Origin of the sequence: Halomonas sp. 707B3, assembly GCF_024158645.1 — a bacterium.
GTDB classification, from domain to species: domain Bacteria; phylum Pseudomonadota; class Gammaproteobacteria; order Pseudomonadales; family Halomonadaceae; genus Vreelandella; species Vreelandella lionensis.
On the sequence record NZ_JAMZBE010000081.1, the window covers coordinates 1 to 16,852 of the forward strand.

15 protein-coding genes are annotated in these 16,852 nt (G+C 58.6%); 7 read left to right on the forward strand and 8 right to left on the reverse strand.

Annotated elements, in window-relative coordinates:
* Positions 1-669 (reverse strand): pyridoxal-phosphate dependent enzyme (locus BIS10_RS11645; protein ID WP_253505435.1); only part of this gene is annotated, 669 nt, incomplete at its 3' end.
* 158 nt (positions 670-827) lie between these two features.
* Between BIS10_RS11645 and rpiA the strand changes: the two genes are divergently transcribed.
* Complete coding sequence (rpiA, locus tag BIS10_RS11650) at positions 828-1,499, forward strand: ribose-5-phosphate isomerase RpiA (protein WP_253505437.1); 672 nt, start codon at positions 828-830, stop codon at positions 1,497-1,499.
* On the opposite strand, the gene waaA is transcribed toward rpiA, so the two are convergent.
* Genes waaA through BIS10_RS11665 form a run of 3 tightly spaced genes read right to left on the reverse strand, consistent with a single transcriptional unit; the run spans position 1,494 to position 5,297 of the window.
* Positions 1,494-2,780 (reverse strand): lipid IV(A) 3-deoxy-D-manno-octulosonic acid transferase, encoded by a 1,287-nt coding sequence (gene waaA, locus BIS10_RS11655; RefSeq protein ID WP_253505439.1) that lies wholly within the window; start codon positions 2,778-2,780, stop codon positions 1,494-1,496. The genes rpiA and waaA overlap by 6 nt on opposite strands.
* Complete coding sequence (hldE, locus tag BIS10_RS11660; RefSeq protein ID WP_253505441.1) at positions 2,780-4,210, reverse strand: bifunctional D-glycero-beta-D-manno-heptose-7-phosphate kinase/D-glycero-beta-D-manno-heptose 1-phosphate adenylyltransferase HldE; 1,431 nt, start codon at positions 4,208-4,210, stop codon at positions 2,780-2,782. Before hldE ends, waaA begins: the two co-directional genes overlap by 1 nt.
* Complete coding sequence (locus BIS10_RS11665; protein ID WP_253505443.1) at positions 4,200-5,297, reverse strand: glycosyltransferase family 9 protein; 1,098 nt, start codon at positions 5,295-5,297, stop codon at positions 4,200-4,202. Before BIS10_RS11665 ends, hldE begins: the two co-directional genes overlap by 11 nt.
* Here BIS10_RS11665 and BIS10_RS11670 point away from each other — a divergent pair.
* Positions 5,296-6,039 (forward strand): 3-deoxy-D-manno-octulosonic acid kinase, encoded by a 744-nt coding sequence (locus BIS10_RS11670; protein ID WP_253505445.1) that lies wholly within the window; start codon positions 5,296-5,298, stop codon positions 6,037-6,039. The two genes, BIS10_RS11665 and BIS10_RS11670, sit on opposite strands and share 2 nt — an antisense overlap.
* Here BIS10_RS11670 and BIS10_RS11675 read toward each other — a convergent pair.
* Complete coding sequence (locus tag BIS10_RS11675; protein WP_253505447.1) at positions 6,021-7,139, reverse strand: glycosyltransferase; 1,119 nt, start codon at positions 7,137-7,139, stop codon at positions 6,021-6,023. The genes BIS10_RS11670 and BIS10_RS11675 overlap by 19 nt on opposite strands.
* A gap of 84 nt (positions 7,140-7,223) precedes the next feature.
* Here BIS10_RS11675 and BIS10_RS11680 point away from each other — a divergent pair, with 84 nt between their 5' ends.
* Positions 7,224-8,291, forward strand: coding sequence for a glycosyltransferase family 9 protein (locus BIS10_RS11680; RefSeq protein ID WP_253505449.1), 1,068 nt, complete (start codon positions 7,224-7,226; stop codon positions 8,289-8,291).
* On the opposite strand, the gene BIS10_RS11685 is transcribed toward BIS10_RS11680, so the two are convergent.
* Complete coding sequence (locus BIS10_RS11685; protein WP_253505451.1) at positions 8,229-8,990, reverse strand: glycosyltransferase family 2 protein; 762 nt, start codon at positions 8,988-8,990, stop codon at positions 8,229-8,231. The genes BIS10_RS11680 and BIS10_RS11685 overlap by 63 nt on opposite strands.
* Positions 8,991-9,129: 139 nt before the next feature.
* On the opposite strand from BIS10_RS11685, the gene BIS10_RS11690 reads away from it, so the two are divergent.
* Complete coding sequence (locus tag BIS10_RS11690; protein ID WP_253505453.1) at positions 9,130-10,782, forward strand: sulfatase-like hydrolase/transferase; 1,653 nt, start codon at positions 9,130-9,132, stop codon at positions 10,780-10,782.
* Here the strand turns inward: BIS10_RS11690 and waaF are convergent.
* Both waaF and rfaD read right to left on the reverse strand, forming a co-directional pair.
* The gene (gene waaF, locus BIS10_RS11695; RefSeq protein ID WP_253505455.1) at positions 10,772-11,818 is read right to left on the reverse strand and encodes a lipopolysaccharide heptosyltransferase II; all 1,047 of its coding nucleotides are present in this window, start codon (positions 11,816-11,818) and stop codon (positions 10,772-10,774) included. The two genes, BIS10_RS11690 and waaF, sit on opposite strands and share 11 nt — an antisense overlap.
* Positions 11,811-12,767 (reverse strand): ADP-glyceromanno-heptose 6-epimerase, encoded by a 957-nt coding sequence (rfaD, locus tag BIS10_RS11700; protein WP_253505457.1) that lies wholly within the window; start codon positions 12,765-12,767, stop codon positions 11,811-11,813. Before rfaD ends, waaF begins: the two co-directional genes overlap by 8 nt.
* A gap of 109 nt (positions 12,768-12,876) precedes the next feature.
* Between rfaD and glyQ the strand changes: the two genes are divergently transcribed.
* The 3 genes from glyQ (at position 12,877) to gmhB (ending at position 16,650) form a co-directional block, all read left to right on the forward strand.
* Complete coding sequence (gene glyQ, locus BIS10_RS11705; RefSeq protein ID WP_054641216.1) at positions 12,877-13,848, forward strand: glycine--tRNA ligase subunit alpha; 972 nt, start codon at positions 12,877-12,879, stop codon at positions 13,846-13,848.
* Positions 13,848-15,914, forward strand: coding sequence for a glycine--tRNA ligase subunit beta (glyS, locus tag BIS10_RS11710; protein WP_253505459.1), 2,067 nt, complete (start codon positions 13,848-13,850; stop codon positions 15,912-15,914). The genes glyQ and glyS overlap by 1 nt, the downstream gene beginning before the upstream one ends.
* A 175-nt stretch (positions 15,915-16,089) precedes the next feature.
* Positions 16,090-16,650 (forward strand): D-glycero-beta-D-manno-heptose 1,7-bisphosphate 7-phosphatase, encoded by a 561-nt coding sequence (gene gmhB, locus BIS10_RS11715; protein ID WP_253505461.1) that lies wholly within the window; start codon positions 16,090-16,092, stop codon positions 16,648-16,650.
* Positions 16,651-16,852: the final 202 nt, after the last annotated feature.

The window sequence follows — 16,852 nt, forward strand, 5'->3', positions numbered from 1 at the left end:
ATCCAGCACCACGCGCTCACCGGCTTCCAGCGCAGCTTTCAAGCAGGCGCTATCCTCCGCTTCCACACCGATGATTTTGATATCCGGGCGAAGGTACTTCACATAGGCAGCCACCCCGGCAATCAGCCCGCCGCCGCCTACGGGGATAAAAATCGCATCTAACCGGCCACTGTGCTGGCGCAGAATCTCAACGCCAATGGTGCCTTGGCCTGCCACTACGTCGATATCGTCAAACGGAGGAATATAGGTGTAGCCGTGCTCTTTGATCAGCTCCTGGGCATGCTCGGCGGCGGCGGCAAAGGCATCGCCTTTTAGCACCACTTTCGCCCCACGGGCACGCACCGCCTGAACCTTGATGTCTGGGGTGATGCGCGGCATAACGATGACCGCTTTCACGCCCATCAGCTTAGCCGCCATGGCCAGACCCTGGGCGTGGTTGCCCGCCGAGGCAGCGATAACGCCTTTGGCTTTCTGCTCTTCTGTTAGCTGAGCCATTTTGTTGTAGGCCCCGCGAATTTTGAACGAGAACACCGGCTGTAAATCTTCGCGTTTAATCAAAATCTGGTTGTTGAAACGACGCGACAAAAAGGGAGCGGGAGAAATAGGCGTCTCACAAGCGGCTTCATAAACGCGGGCTTGGAGGATCTTTTTGACGGTTGCTTCGAGCATGCTGACATCCCAGAAAAATGACGTGACCCTGACGGGTGCGAACAAAACCTTTATTGGTAGCAGATTACGCCTAGCAACGTCTAGCGGCGTTTCCATCGGCAGCCAGCGATTAGGTCGTTATACTAAGGGCGACTGCCTCTCCTGATACTGGAACCATCATGACACAAGATGAACTAAAAGCCGCCGTGGCGGATGCCGCCATTAGCGAAATAGAGCCTCACCTGGATAAAGACACGGTGCTGGGCATTGGCACTGGCTCGACAGCCAATCTGTTTATTGACCGTTTAGGCCCTCTGCGCGATCGGTTCAAGGGAGCGGTTGCCAGCTCAGAAGCCAGTGCCCAGCGCCTTAAGGCCTTGGGTATTGAAGTATTTGAACTGAACCATGTGGGCGACGTACCTTTCTACATCGATGGTGCGGACGAAGTAAATGCTCACTTACATATGATCAAAGGCGGCGGCGCAGCGCTGACCCGAGAAAAGATTGTGGCCGCTTGCGCCAAACGCTTCATCTGTATCGCCGATGGTTCCAAATACGTGGCACAGCTAGGCCGCTTTCCGCTGCCGGTGGAGGTGATTCCCATGGCGCGCTCCTACGTGGCGCGGGAGTTGGTCAAGCTGGGAGCCGAGCCCGTGTATCGCCAAGGGGTGGTGACCGATAACGGCAACCATATCATCGACTGCTTTAATTTTATGATTGATGATCCGGTCGCCATGGAAGCGCGCATTAACAGCATCGTCGGCGTTGTTACCAACGGCCTGTTTGCTGCACGCGGCGCCGACGTACTGCTGCTGGGCAAGGCTAATGGCGTAGAGCGGACGGCGCTATAAGTAGCGGCCAAGCCCATCCAGCGTTCGCAAAAGCGCCCCGCGATGGGCTTCGATCACCGCCTGCCCTGCCTCACCCGCCTGCCGAGCACGCTGAGGGCAAGCGATATACTCTGCCAGGGTGCCTGCAAGCGCTTCTGGGGAATCAACCACGGTCAGCGCCTTGGCCGCCAACAGCGGCTCGGCAACATCGCTGAAGTTCTCCAGCGACGGCCCACACAGCACGGGCTTACCCAGTGCGGCAGGCTCCAACACGTTATGCCCGCCCAGCGGCACCAAGCTTCCGCCCACGTAGGCCACGCTCCCCGCGCCGTACAGCGCCGCCAGCTCGCCCAGCGTATCGCCCAGGTAAATCTGGGTGGCGGGTGTAACGGGTTGCTGCTGGCTACGGCGACTGACCTTCCAGCCCTCGCGCTCGCACAGTGCCGCCACTTCGTCAAAGCGCTGAGGGTGGCGAGGCACCAGTACCAGCAGTGCGTCTGGAAAGCGTTTGAGCAACTGCCGGTGAGCCGTGAGCAGCAGCGCTTCTTCCCTATCGCGGGTCGAGCCCGCGACCCAGACGGGCCGCTCTCCCCAAGCCTGAAGTAAGTGCTCACTTTTCGCCAACACCTTTTCAGGCAGTGCCTGTTCAAACTTCAGCGACCCCACTACGGTGATGGCGTCGGCCGCACACCCAAGCGCTTGAAAGCGCTCAGCGTCCTCTGACGATTTGGCGGCAAGCCATGTCACGTTGGCTAAGGCGCTGTGCATCAGCGGGCGAAGACGCTGATAGCGGGCAAACGCGCGGGGCGATAGTCGGCCGTTGACCACCGCGACGGGCACCGCCTGCCGGTGGCAAGCGTGAAGCAGATTGGGCCACAGCTCGGTTTCAAACAGGATGGCAAGCTCGGGCTGTACGCGGGCCAAAAAGCGCTTGGCCGCGCCGGGGAAATCCAGCGGAAGAAAGCGGTGGGCAAGACGACGCTGATCGGTAGCGCCCTGTTCTGCGATCATCGCCAGCGCCTGCTGGGCACCGGTGGCGGTCATGGTGGTCAGCAATACACGATGATGAGGAAAACGCGCTAGCAGCCCTTCGATCAGCGGGCGGGCAGCGCGTACCTCGCCTACCGAGGCACAGTGCAGCCAAATGCGCGGCGCGGGCGGCAGTGGTTCAAGGCGTATCCCCAACCGCTGGAGCCGTGAGTAAGTGGGTACTTGCTCACGCCAGATACGCCAGCCAATCAGCGGCGCTAGCCCATATAGCACCGCCGAATAGGCCAATCGCGGCCAGCGGGATAGCGCCATTAACTTTCGCGATCCAGAATCGAGCTGATCATTGCCGAGGTGGACACCCCGTCTTCAAAGCCCAGCACTTTCACCTCGCCACCGTTGGCAATCACGGCGCTGCCGCCAGCGATATCCTCGGGGCGGTAGTCGCCGCCTTTGACCAGGATATCCGGCAGTACTTGCTCAATCAGGGCGGCGGGCGTGTCATCACTAAACGGCACCACCCAATCCACCGCGCCGAGCCCGGCCAGTACCTGCATCCGTCGGTTCAGCGGGTTGATGGGGCGCTTTGGCCCTTTTAAGCGGCCAATGGAGGCGTCGTCGTTCACCGCCACAATCAGGCGGTCGCCTAGACGCTTGGCCTGCTCTAAGTAACCCACGTGGCCCGCATGCAGAATATCGAAGCAGCCGTTGGTCATCACCACACGCTCGCCGCGACGCTGCGCGGCGCGCACGGCCTCCACCAATGCTGCCTGCGTAATCACGCCAAATTCGGCCAGCTTGTCGCCGTGCAGCGCGGTGTAGAGCTCAGCAATGGAGAGCGTGGCGGTGCCCGGCTTGGCCACCACTAAGCCCGCGCCGAGGTTCGCCAGCATCATCGCTTCCGGTAGCGAGTGGCCAGCGGCTAGCGCTAGTCCCATCAGGCCAATCACGGTGTCACCTGCGCCGGTCACATCGAACACTTCCTGAGCACGGGTGGGCAGGTGCAGCGGCGCGTGGCCTTCACGAATCAGCGTCATGCCCTTTTCGCTGCGGGTAATCAACAGCGCTTCGAGCTCCAGCTCAGCACGCAGCGCTTCGCCTCGCTCGGCCAGTATGGCGTCGGTGGCGCATGGGCCTGCCACGGCTTCAAACTCGGTCAAGTTGGGGGTAATCAGGCTGGCCCCCCGGTACTTGGTGAAGTCTTGGCCCTTGGGGTCGATCAGCACTCGCTTGCCGTGGTGGCGAGCCATCTCGATCAGCCGCTCCACTTGGTTGAGCGTGCCCTTGCCGTAGTCCGATAAAATCACCACGTCGCACTCAGGCAGGGCCTCTTCTACTTGTGCCAGCAAGGCGCTGGTATCCACGCTATCGAGGTGCTGCTCAAAGTCCAAGCGCAGCAACTGCTGGTTACGGCTCATCACGCGCAGCTTGGTAATCGTTGGTATGTCGGGGCTGCGCTGAAAGTAAGTGCTTACATTGGATGCAGCCAGGCGCTTGGTGAGCAGCTCGGCATTCTCATCCTCGCCTACGACCCCCGCCAGCGCCGCATGGCCGCCTAGGGACGCCACGTTGAGCGCTACGTTGGCTGCGCCACCGGGGCGGTCGTCGGCATCTTCCACGCGTACCACGGGCACCGGCGCTTCCGGGGAGATCCGCGAGGTGCCGCCGTGCCAGTAGCGGTCGAGCATGACGTCGCCTACCACCAGTACGCGGGCATGTTCCAGGGCGGTTAAATCAACTTTCATCCGAGGGTCCTGTTGTGGTCTGCGCTGCGGTATGCGCCAGCAGCGCGTCTAGCTTGGCAATCACATCGTCAGCCTTGATCAAGTCCATGGCATCGGCATGGCGTACTCGCTGCCCCCAGCTCACCTCGTCCACCGATTTATGCAGGTAGGTGCGTACCGCATCGGGGTAGGCATTGACGGCAAAGTCGCGCCACAGGTAGGGCGCGGCCCGCTGGGGATTGGTGGTGGCGTAAAGGCCAAGCGTTGGCGTGCCCATGGCGTTGCCCATATGAGCCGGGCCAGTATCCGGCGCAATCACCGCGCGGGCGTTGTCGATCAGCGCCAATACGCCCTTCAACGAGGTGCCGCCAATGGCGTTGATCACACTTCCTGACTGGCAGAGCGCTTCGATATGGTCACCCATTTCCCGCTCAAGCGGGCTGCCGCCACCGGTGAGTACGCTCTTCAGACCGTGCTGCACCCACGCGTGTTCAATCACGCTGGCGTAGCCTTCCACCGACCAGTTGCGGAAGTTGCGCAAACGCGCGTTGCTACAAGGGTTAATCACTAAATAAGGGGCATCGCCACTAATAGCGCGGGCTTCCTCATAGGCTACTGCGGGCACGGCGAGATTCCACTCTAGGCGGTCGTCTTCGACGCCCAGTAAACGGGCGAAGTCCATGAATGACTCCAGCACGTGGGCGTTGGCATGGGGCGCTAGCTGGTGTTGGGTAAACCAGTGCTGAGCATCTTTGGCGCGGGCTTTGTCATAGCCGACGCGCACATTGGCTTTAAGCCCCAGCGAGAGCACGCTTGCGCGAATGGCCTGCTGCATATGCAGCAGCACATCAAAGCGGGTATCCGCCAGCTCACGCCAGATAGCGCGCATGCCGGAGAGCCCCGTCGATTTGTCGTACACAACAAACTCGACCCCAGAAAGCCCCGCCAGTAAACTGTGCTCCCCCTTGCCGATAATCCAGGTAATGCGCGCGTTCGGCCACTGACGCTGCAGCGCTCGCACCGTGGGCACGAGATTGCATGCGTCTCCCAACGCGGAGAGGCGCAAAATGGCAATATGGTTTGGTTGAGCAGGCAGAGAGGGCTTCATGCGCTTAGCGGCACTCCAGCAGAAAAATGGGCTGATTCTACATGATGCTGACAGTTTAAGTGACGCCTGCGCATCACACCAACTGTCCTCCCCTACTCACCCCTTGAGCACGGCGCTGTTTGAAGCGGCGTATTGGCGAGCGCGTCACTTGGTGGTCGGCGAAGCGCCGGGCCGTGGTAGCAGTTTGTTCCTGCAAGCACGCGACGACGAACAGTGGGTGCTACGGCCCTACCAGCGCGGCGGTCTGATCGCCAAACTTAGTCAGCAACGCTATATATGGCTGGGGGTCGAGCGCACCCGAGCGTTTCGTGAAGTGCGCTTGACCGCCGCGCTGTATGAGCAAGGCCTGCCCGTGCCGCGCCCGGTGGCCTGTTGCGTCACACGCTTTGGGATGACCTATGAGGCGGCACTCCTGACCGTGCGCATTCCCGGCGCTCAGGCACTGGCCTCACTGCTCACCAATGGCGAGGCTGATGACTTGCTGCTAAAGCGCGTTGGCGCAATGATCAAGCGTTTTCATCAAGCGGGCCTGGACCATGTCGACCTCAACGCCCGCAATATCCTGGTGGATGAGGCTGGCAAACCCTGGCTGATCGATCTCGACCGCTGCCGCCTGCGCCCGCCAGGCAAGTGGCAGGCAAGTAACCTGCAGCGGCTGGAGCGCTCGGTGGTGAAGTTTGCCCCTAGCCAAGTGGAAAATCTGATGGCGCCGCTTTACGCAGGCTATGCCGACACTGAGTAGATCTCCATTAAGCGCTTCACGTGCTGCTTGTTGCTGAAACGCTCCTCGACGCGCCGACGCGCGGCACGCCCCATGGATTGACGTGTGGCCGCATTACGAATGAGTGTGTCCATGGCATCGCGCCAGGCGGGCACGTCAAACGGGCCTACCAACACGCCGGAATCAGCATCCACTAGCTCCGGCAACGACCCGGTATTCGAGCCAATGATCGGCATCCCACAGGCCATGGATTCGATGATGGTCAGGCCGAACGCTTCGTTTTCCGAAGGAATGCACACCACATCCAGCACGGGCAAAATATCCGTCAGGTCACTGCGATGCCCTAGAAAGGTGATTTTATCCGCCAGCGGCGTGCCCGCGATGGTGCGCTGCAGCTCGGCATAGAACGCTTCCACGCCACCTGACGCATAGTCAGTGCCACCGATAGAGAGCGCATAAAAGTGAAGCGTGGGGTCAAGCGCTAGCAGTGCGTTTACCCAGACATCCTGCCCTTTGCCAGGCGTCACTCGGCCCGGAAGCCCGATGAGCACCGCGTCTGCCGGCACACCCAGCGCTTCACGCTTAGCCGTAATGGCAGCAGGGTCACGATTGGGCTGGTACTTATCGATATCGACTCCGTGGGGCAAGCAAACCACCCGCTCCTGGGGAAGCGGTAAATTGCGGATATTGCGCTGATACGTTGCTTGGCTAATAGACAGCACACGATCAACGCTGCCATAGGCAACACGGTGATAAGGGCTTTTTTTAGGGCGCTGCCCGCCCACGTGATCTGTATAAATTATTCTTAGCTTCGGTAGCAGCGCTTTTAACAGGGTGGTGAGGCGTAGATCACTCGATTTATGGCAGTGAATGACGGAGATGTTTTCCTCCTTCAACCAGCGACGTATCGACAGCAGGTTGACCAGCGCCTGCCCGTTGCTCGCAAAGGCCTTATACGGCACTCCGTTGCGCTGCATGTAAGTTTCTACCTTGGTGTCTTTCAGGCAGATGCCGATGACGTCCCAACCTTCCGCCAGCAGGTCTTCTATCACCCGGTCTACGTATAGCTCCATTCCGCCTTTACCATCGGAAAGACACAGTTGCAGTACCTTATTTGCCATCGCTTGCCCTACCTAGCCGCCCACTGTTAAACAATCCTTACAATCTCTTGTAGTATACAGGCTGCTATTAACGGGGCCTAAATCATGGCGCAGAGACTGCTTGTCGTGCGTAACGACAAAATCGGCGATTTTATGTTGGCGTGGCCAGCCTTGGCGTGTTTGAAACAGGCATCGCCTGCGCCCCACGTCACTGTGCTGGTGCCCGCTTATACGGCCCTGTTAGCCAAGGCGTGCCCATGGGTAGATGAGGTCATTATCGACCCTGGCAGCCAGGCCGATAAAGCCGCGCAGCAGGAGCTATTGTTTCACGTGAAACAATCGAAATTTGATGCACTGCTAACGCTATTCTCGACGCCGCGCATTGGTTGGCTAGGCATGAAAGCAGGCATTCCGCTGCGCGTTGCCCCGGCGACCAAGTGGGCGCAGGTGTTCTATAACGTACGGGTACGCCAGCGCCGCTCGCAGTCAGCAAAGCCGGAGTACCAGTACAACGTCGATTTGGCCTGTGAACTGCTGGCACGCCTTTCGCTAAAGCTTTCCACCCTGCCCTCGCCCCCCTTCTGGCCGCTAGATGGCGCGCAGCGTTATGAACAGCGCCAAACGTTAGTCAACGACGCTTCAGAGCACGTGGTGGTGGTTCATCCTGGCAGCGGCGGCTCGGCTGTGAATCTATCGGTAGCGCAGTACGCCGCGCTGATCACTCAAGTTCACCAGCAGTGCCAGCACTTGCCACTACGCTGGCTGATCAGCGCTGGCCCCAGTGAGCAGCCTCAGGCACAAGACTTGAGGGAGCAGCTTGCCAAACAGGGCGTTGCAGCAGACCACTTCCCCAGCACCGCAGGTGTCGATGCCTTTGCCCTACAGCTTGGCGGAGCGGACATGCTGATTGCCGGTTCAACCGGCCCGCTACATATCGCAGGCTGCCTGGACATCGCCACGGCGGGCTTTTATCCCGCCAAGCGCTCCGCCACGCCGTTGCGCTGGCAAACCTGCAACCGGGCGGAAAAGCGCTTAGCGTTTAGCCCGCCTTCAGGCGCCGACCAACAGGACATGACCTCCATCGATCTCAACGCGGCAGCCGAACAGATCTCAGCGCTGCTTCTCGGAGGTCTGGGTACGAACCCAGAGATCGGCGTACTTAGCGAAGGTTGAGTGAGCGGACAGCAGTGCTAACAACAGCCCCTGCTTGCCATCTTTAAACCCCGCCTTAAGCACGTACATTTTGAGAAAGCAGGCTAGGCCGTGGCTGATGCCCTGCCATAGCGTGGCCGTTTTCCCCTGTGCGGCACGCTGCTCTGCCCAGGCCTGGGCGTAATGTGCCGATTTTTCAAGATAGTGGCGCAGGTCGCGGTAGGTGTAGTGAAGCAGGTCGCCGGATAACGGCTTTTCAGCCAGCCCGGCTTCTACCACCAGCTTTTCATGCACCAGCGCAGCGTTATAGCCCGCCTGGCGTTTCGGGTAGAGGCGCAGCACGCTGTCTGGGTACCAGCCAGAGTGGCGAATAAAGCGGCCAAAGCACCACGACAGGCGGCTCACGCTGTAGGCAGCAGGCGGCTGCTGAACAGCATCTTTAATGCTGTCGCGCAGTTCAGGCGTTACGCGCTCATCAGCATCAACCATCAAAATCCACTCACTGCTTGCCAGGGCTTCCGCCCTCTGGCGCTGAATACCAAAGCCTTGCCAATCGGCATTAACGCTCACATGGTCGGTAAATTCACGCGCAATCGCGCAGGTGTCATCCTGGCTACCCGCATCCAGCACCACGATTTCGTCGGCCCAGGTCAGCGTTTCCAGGCACTCACGCAAATGGTGCGCTTCGTTTTTGACAATTAACACAGCGGAAATAGACACGGTTCACCTTTGCCCACTCGGTTTAAGACGCATGGTGCTCATTACCATAGCTCGTTTAGTTGCATGCTAACACGGCCACAGCGCGCGACTTTTGATAAGCTGAGCCACTCATTTAGCACGTTCTGAAAAGGGATACAGGATGCCCCCCTTAAGGTCACTCAAACTTACCCCCTGGCTGCCTCTGGTTGTGATTGGCCTCAGCCTCGGCTATGCCGTCACTGTGCTAACTCGCCTGCCCTGGTGGACACTCTTTTTAACCGCAGCTGTGTGGATTGGGGTCGGCCTAAAACTGCGTTGGGGTGCGCCACTTAATGCACGCTATCGGCACATGTGGCCGTGGTCACTTGCCCCGCTTAGCCTATTTAGCATCTATGTCTATTTGGCCGATAGCTTTGGCAACGTTGATCTAGGCGCAGTTTTTTTTCACCTTCAAGCAGGCATGGCAGAGCACGGCGGGGCTGGGAAAATGCTGCTGGCGCTCACCTATACCTTAATGGTGTTAGCGGTGCTGGTATCCGTGACATGGCTGTCGCGCCACGACCAGCGCTGGCGATTAACCGAGCGCTTCTTTGCCATTACTCTGCTGGCGGCTAACCCGCTGCTTTATGGCATCGGCCAGCGCAGTGCTGCCATTGTGACTGACGATGGCGCGTGGCTAGACCGCCGCTATGTGTCACCGCCTACCGGCGACCAGCCTGATGCCCCCAACCTACTGCTGCTCTATTTAGAAAGCTTGGAACGTACCTATAGCAACGAGCTGTTTGGCGACGCTTATGCCGATTTAACCGCGTTAGGTGAGCGCGGTCTGGTATTTGAAGGCATTCACCAAATGGAGAATACTGGCTGGACCATGGCCGGGATGATCGCCAGCCAGTGCGGCGTGCCGCTCATGCCCGCAGGCCTGCTACACGATAGCCAGTTCGAGCCGCTTTCCAAGGTAGTACCCGGTGTTGACTGCCTGGGAGATGTGCTGGCTGAACAAGGCTATCGGCTTAGCTTTTTGGGCGGTGCCAGCACGCAGTTTGCCGGGAAGGGGCTTTTCTATCGCGGCCACCAGTTCAATACCGTGAAAGGCAAAGAGGAGCTGCTGCCTGAACTTGATGACCCAGAGTATGTGAATAGCTGGGGGCTGTATGACGATACGCTATACGACTTTACTGCCGACGAAATACGCCGCCTGAACGAAGAAGATAACGGCCCTTGGGCCGTAGTGAACCTCAACATTGCAGGTCACGCCCCCAGTGGATTCCCTTCACAAACCTGCCAGGACCGCCAGGGCGAATTCGATGGTCAGGATATTCTCTATTCGGTGGAGTGCTCCGCCCGCCAGGCGCGAGACTTTATTGAGCAATTAGAACAAGAGGGGCTGCTGGAAAACACCCTGGTTGTGGTCCTCAGTGATCACCTCACCATGCGCGTATCGGTATGGGATCAGCTCACCGCGCTGGATCGCGACAATACGCTCATCATGCTAGGTGATGGCATTCGACCACAGCGGGTGCGTAGAGGCGCCACCATGCTAGATGTGTTTCCCACGATTCTGGATGCCATGGGCCTGCCACTGAATGATAACCGCGCCGGGTTAGGCGCATCACTGCTCAGTAGCCAGCCCACCCTAGTGGAGATCCACGGGCTTGAGGCACTGAACGAGCGGCTGCGGGAAGAGACCGCTCTGCAGCACCGCCTCTGGGAAGGGCTTGCACCTCAACGACGTGAACCAGCAGAGAGCATCACAGAGCAGGTCACCGAGACACCCGCTGATCAGGCCACAGAGGTGGAAATTATGCGCTGACGATGACGCCGTTAGCGTCGTGTCGATCAACACGCATCGCCTGATAGACCCGCTCAACATCTAACTCATTTAAACAGTTCGTGTGACCTAGAGGACAGGTTCGCTGAAAACACGGCGAACAGGAGAGCCCGAGATAATGAATGGCCGCATTATTGGTCAGCGGAGGCGTGTAGACAGGTGATGAGGAGCCGTAAAGCGCATGGATACGCACGCCAACGGCGGCTGCCACATGCATCAGGCCCGAATCGTTAGTGACCACTTGGCGGCAGTCGGCTAGCAAATCCACGGCATCGGCCAACTGAGTTTTTCCGCATAAATTATGCGCATGCGGCAGGCCTTTCACGATGGCCTGCCCCGCCGCATGATCCTTCGCTCCACCCAGCACCCGAACTTCAAAGCCCTCTTTGATCAGCCTTGCTGCCAGTTGGTGAAAGTACGCCAGCGGCCACTGCTTGGCGGGGCCATACTCTGCGCCGGGCATCATGCCAATGGCAGGGCGCGACGAAAGCGCATGGGTAAGACGCAGATTCACCAGGTTGTCGCGGTCGATGGTGAGCCGCGGCTTGGGAATCGTGAACTGCCCGGTTTGCGCTTCTTCCAAAGGCAGCCCTAGCGATACAAAGCGTTTGACGGTTTGGTCCAGCACCTGCTTGTCTAATTTGCGGCGCTCTTTTAATAAGCCGTAGCGATGCTCGCCTAAAAAGCCCACCCGTTCAGGAATGCGTGCCATAAAGGGCACCAGCGCCGCTTTCCAGGAGCGCGGCAGCACGATGGCACGATCAAAGCGGCCCCGTAGCCGAGCCGCCAGCTCGCGGCGGCTGGCTAGTCCAAACTCACCGTGGCCCACCGCCAACGGCAGTACTTCATCCACTTCCGGCATTCGCTCAAGAATCGGCTGAGACCAAGCGGGGGCGACCACCCCTAAGGTGGCACCCGGGTAGCGCGCTTTTAAGGTCATAAATAGGCTCTGTGCCATGACCATATCGCCTACCCAGGAGGGGCCTACTACCAGCAGTCGCTTGGCAGAGTTAGCCATTTAGCCACTCCAAGTACGCCTTAACGCCCTGGGCGACGGTTTTAAACTCCACGTCGCAGCCAGACGCCCGCAGGTTGCTAATATCAGCACGGGTATAGCTCTGGTAGCGCCCTTTCAGCTCTTGGGGGAAGGGAATGTAGTCGATTTCGCCCTGGCCATAGAAGTCGATGACCGCTTCGCCAATGGCCTTGAACGGCTCGGCGCGGCCAGTACCCAGGTTGAAAATGCCCGACGCACTGGGGTTATCCAGGAACCAGAGGTTTACATCGACCACATCGCCCACGTAAACAAAGTCGCGGCTCTGCATGCCCGCCTCATAGCCGCCGTAAGCACCGAACAGCTTCAGCGTTTCGCCGTTACGGATCTGCAGGTGGTTGTGGTACGCCACGCTGGCCATCTTGCCTTTATGCTGCTCTCGCGGCCCGTAAACGTTGAAGTAGCGGAAGCCCACCACCTGCGTGGTCAGCTCGTTCCAGCGCGAGCGCACGTGCTGATCAAACAGCAGCTTGGAGTAGCCGTACACGTTGAGCGGCTTTTCATACTCCGGCGCTTCCTTAAACACCTCACTGCCGCCATAGGTCGCCGCCGACGACGCGTACAGAAAAGGGATGCCCAGTTTTTCACAGTAGTTGAGCAGCACTTTGGAGTACTCGAAGTTATTTTCCATCATGTAGTGCCCATCCCACTCGGTCGTATCCGAGCAAGCACCTTCATGGAAAATCGCATCGATGGTGGGTAAATCCACCGCTTCACCGCGCAGCGCTGCTTTTACGCGGGCAATAAAATCATCTTTATCCAGGTAATCGGCGAGAGTGCAGTCCGCCAAATTGACAAACTTAGTACCATCACGCAGGTCGTCGACCACCATTACATCATCACGGCCACGAGCATTTAGCGCTTTGACAATATTGGCGCCGATAAACCCGGCACCGCCTGTTACAACGATCATCTCGTTCTCCTTACCAAAAGCGGCTCTTTGGCTAACGTGCCTATAACCCATCTGCCTGTGATTGTATACTTGACGGCTTATGAATTCATGGCCAACGGTGCTTTCCGCGATGAGTGTTTCGACAAACCAATCGACACCCGATGTGTCGACCTTTCAAGGCTTGATCCTTGCTCTGCAACAGTACTGGGCAGAACAGGGCTGCGTCATCCTCCAGCCCCTCGATATGGAAGTCGGCGCGGGCACCTTCCACCCTGCCACCTTCCTGCGGGCGATTGGCCCAGAAACCTGGAACGCTGCCTACGTTCAGCCTTCCCGCCGCCCAACCGACGGCCGCTACGGCGAAAACCCTAACCGCCTGCAGCACTACTACCAGTTCCAGGTGGTGATGAAGCCCTCCCCCAGCAACCTACAGGATCTTTACCTAGGTTCGTTGAAGCGTTTAGGGCTCGACCCGCTGATTCACGACGTGCGCTTCGTGGAAGACAACTGGGAATCCCCCACCTTAGGTGCCTGGGGCCTTGGCTGGGAAGTATGGCTCAACGGCATGGAAGTGACCCAATTTACTTATTTCCAGCAGGCGGGCGGCATCGAGTGCTACCCCGTCACCGGCGAGCTGACCTACGGGCTTGAGCGTATCGCCATGTACCTGCAGAACGTCGATAGCGTTTACGACCTAGTATGGGCCATCGCGCCGGACGGCAGCAAAGTGAGTTACGGCGATGTCTACCTGCAAAACGAGCGTGAGCAGTCAGCGTATAACTTTGAGCACGCAGATGTGGATCAGCTCTTCGCGGCGTTTGATCACCAGGAAAAAGAGTGCAGCAAACTCTTAGCCGCAAGCCTGCCGCTGCCCGCTTACGAGCAGGTGCTTAAAGCTTCCCATACGTTCAACCTGCTGGATGCCCGCCACGCGATCTCCGTCACGGAACGTCAGCGCTTCATCCTGCGTGTACGCACCATGGCGCGTGATGTCGCTACCGCCTACTTCGAGTCTCGTAAAGCAGCAGGCTTCCCCATGGCACCGGAAGCATTACGCCGTGAACTGTTACAAGAAGAGCTCGCTGAGCAGGGAGACGCATAATGGCCGTTGATACGCTTTTATTAGAACTGGGCGCAGAAGAGCTTCCACCCACCGCGCTGGACGCGCTTTCAGACGCGTTTGCTGCCGGCATTGAAAAAGGCCTACAGGAAGCCGAAATTCCCTTCCAAGCGGTGACCGCCTACGCCACGCCGCGCCGCTTAGCCGTACAAGTCACCGGGCTTTCCGACAAGCAGCCAGACCGTGAAGTAGAGCGCCGTGGCCCCGCCCTGGCCGCCGCGTTTAAAGACGGCACCCCCACCAAAGCAGCAGAAGGCTTTGCCCGCTCCTGCGGTGTCAGCGTGGATGATCTGATCCATCTGGAAACCGATAAGGGCACCTGGCTTGGCTACCGCGAACAGCAGCAGGGTGACAGCGTTCAAGCGCTACTGCCTGAGATGGTACGTAAAACACTACAGTCGCTGCCGGTACCCAAGAACATGCGCTGGGGTGCGTCCCGCGTTGAGTTCTCCCGCCCGGTTCACTGGTTGGTAGCACTGTACGGTAGCCAAGTTGTTGCCGCCGAAGCCCTTGGCCTTCAAGCCAGCCGTACCACCTACGGCCATCGTTTCCACGCGCCGGATGCAATTCAACTTGAGCATGCCGACGACTATCTGGCAGCACTGGAAAACGCCTACGTATTGGCAGACCGCCAGCGTCGCCGGGAGCGTATTCGTGAACAGGTGCTCGCCGAGGCCGAAGTTCAGGAAGCCAACGCCGTCATCGACGAGGACCTGCTGGTAGAGGTCAGCGGTTTGGTGGAGTGGCCCGTCGCACTGACCGGCAGCTTCGACGAGCGCTTTTTGGAAGTGCCCGCGGAGTGTCTGATCTCCTCCATGAAGGCCAACCAGAAGTACTTCCACCTGCTGGATGACCAGGGCAAGCTGAAGCCGCTGTTCATCACTATCTCGAACATCGAGAGCCAAGACCCTGATCAGGTGATCTCCGGCAATGAAAAGGTTATTCGTCCGCGCTTGGCGGATGCGGCCTTCTTCTACGACACCGACCGCAAGCACACGCTGGCCTCGCGCATTCCGCAATTAGAAAGCGTGGTCTTCCAGCAGCAGCTGGGCACGCTGGCGGATAAAGCCCGCCGTAGCACGGCCATTGCCACCTTTATCGCCGAGCGTATTCACGGCGATGTGGCCCACGCGCAGCGTGCCGTGGCACTGGCAAAATGTGACCTCGTCACCGAGATGGTGCTCGAATTCCCTGAGCTGCAGGGCATCATGGGTCGTTACTACGCCGAGCAGGATGGCGAGCCTGCGGAAGTCGCCCAGGCGTTAGAAGAGCAATATCTGCCCCGCTTTGCCAGCGATGCGATTCCGCAAAGCCTGACCGGCCAAGCGCTAGCACTAGCTGATCGCTTGGATACCCTGGTGGGCATCTTCGGTATAGGCCAACGCCCCACGGGCGCAAAAGACCCCTTCGCCCTTCGCCGCGCCTCCATTGGCGTGCTGAACATTCTGGTGAAAGGCGAGCTGAACCTCGACTTGCGTGAACTGCTGCAAGTGGCGGCTGATCAGCACCAGAACCTGCCGAAAGCCGACGGTCTGGTAGAAGACGTACTGACGTATATGCTCGACCGCTTCCGCGCCTGGGGCCAGGAAGAGGGTATCTCTGCAGAGATGTACCTCGCGGTGCGCGCCCGCCCGGTCACCAAGCCGCTGGATTTCGCGCGGCGCTTACGTGCCGTCAAAGCTTTCGCCCAGCGTGAAGAAGCCGCAGCCCTGGCCGCTGCCAACAAGCGTGTTTCCAACATCCTGAGCAAGCAGGAGCATGATGGCAGCATTCAGGTAGAGGCCTCGCTTCTTCAAGAAGCGGCGGAAAAAGCCCTGTTTGAAGCGGTCACGGCTAGCCAGCAGCAGGTGGCCCCGCTGTTCGCAGCAGGTGATTACCAGCAAGCGCTAGACGCGCTCGCCACGCTACGCAAGCCGGTCGATGCCTTCTTTGATCAAGTAATGGTCATGGCGGATGACGATGCCATTCGCCGTAACCGCCTCGCCCTGCTTGCCAGCCTGCAGGCGCTGTTCCTGGAAGTGGCCGATATCTCTCAGCTACCCCAGTGACACGATGAGTGTTATAGAGCATCGTCTGCTCTGAAGGCGCAACCGATAGCCCGGCTTTTGATAAGCCGGGCTTTTTATTGAGCGCACGAATGTTTCACGTGAAACACTCGCTCATTCGCACTTCAGGGCTTACGCTAATGTTGACGTTTTTGCCCACCGCAATAAGAGGAGCCCCATGATTACCGCTCAGCAGCTTGTAATACTGGATCGCGATGGCGTGATTAATCAAGACTCGGATGCTTATATCAAATCCCTTGCCGAATGGATCCCCTACCCTTCTGCCATTAGCGCGATTGCCCGCCTTACCCAGGCAGGCTTTACCGTGGCAGTGGCTACTAATCAATCCGGCATCGCCCGTGGCTTCTACGATGAAACCACGCTGAACACTATGAATGAGCGCTTACATAGGCTGGTGGAAGCGGAAGGCGGCCAAATTGCCCATATCGCTTACTGCCCTCACGGCCCCGATGATCAGTGCGGCTGCCGTAAACCGCTTCCTGGGTTATTTACCGAGATACAGGACAAACTAACGCTTTCCAGTCTGAAAGGCAGTTGGATGGTGGGCGATAGCCTACGCGATCTGCAAGCGGGTGAATCGGTGGGGTGCCGTAGCGTTCTCGTGAAAACGGGTAAAGGGGAAAAGACCCTCGCAAAAGGGGACGGGCTAGAGCATGCCTTGGTCTACGCTGATTTAGCTGCCTTTGTTGACGACTTAATCGCAGGTGCCTTGGACTAACCTTTCCACAATTTTCATGCTGGCCTTGAACACCACCATCCATAAAAAAACCGCAGGCGTTTCGCCTACGGTTTTTTGCTTTTCAATGTTTCACGTGAAACACATTGAAGAGGCTTTTTAGATATCGAGGTTAGCAACGAGCGCGTTGGTCTCGATGAAGTCGCGACGCGGCTCAACTTCATCACCCATCAGGGTGTTGAAC